We start from the raw sequence: 848 nt of genomic DNA on the forward strand, positions 1-848 counted from the left end.
CGCGCTGAACTTGACACTCTCCAACCCACGATGCGTCGCGCGAACACGTCAACGATGAAGGCAACATACGCGAAGCCTTGCCAGGTCGCGACAAGGGTAAAGTCGGACACCCACAGTGCGTTGGGCTTTGACGCCTTGAACTGACGCTGAACATGATCAAGCGGACAAGGTGCGTTTTTATCGCTGACGGTGGTTCGCATCGACTTACCCCGCCGTACACCCTGCAGACCTAGCCGCCTCATCAACCGTTCAACGGTGCAACGCGCAATTCTGAAACCTTCGCGCAGCAACTGTCGCCAGATCTTACGCGCACCGTACACTCGAAAGTTCTCTTCCCAAACGCGACGGATATGCTGACACAACAAAGCATCACGCTGCTGCCGCGCTGGTAGCCGACGGGGATCGGCGCGGCGGGAGGCGTACAGGTAGTAAGTCGACGGGGCGATCGGCAATACTCTGCAGATCGGCTCGACCCCGTAGACCGATCGGTGATCGTCGATGAAAGCGATCATCACTTCGGTCGGCGGTCGAGCTCCGCCTGTGCGAAATACGCCGAGGCCTTGCGCAGGATCTCGTTCGCCTGGCGCAGTTCCCGGACCTCTCGTTCAAGCTCGCGAATTCGATCTTGCTCTTGCTTCGAGGGGCCTGCTCGCACACCACGATCACTCTCAGCCTGACGGACCCAATTTCTAAGAGTCTCGCGCGAACAGCCCATCTTCGCGGCGATCGACTGGATCGCTTCCCACTGCGTAGCGTATTCCGAACGGTGCTCGAACACCATGCGAACCGCGCGCTCGCGAACCTCGGTCGGATACTTCGGCGCAGTCTTGCGTTTTGCTTTGTCGATG

At 59.1% G+C, this 848-nt stretch carries 1 pseudogene and 1 other annotated feature; the pseudogene reads right to left on the reverse strand.

Features of this window, described 5'->3' with window-relative positions:
* A pseudogene (locus tag AB6804_RS31880) lies at positions 1 to 781 on the reverse strand (IS3 family transposase); the annotation flags it as partial.
* Positions 438 to 554, reverse strand: a sequence feature (AL1L pseudoknot). Its footprint overlaps the pseudogene before it by 117 nt.
* Positions 782 to 848: the final 67 nt, after the last annotated feature.

This window comes from Caballeronia sp. RCC_10, from assembly GCF_041360715.1.
Taxonomy (GTDB): domain Bacteria; phylum Pseudomonadota; class Gammaproteobacteria; order Burkholderiales; family Burkholderiaceae; genus Caballeronia; species Caballeronia grimmiae.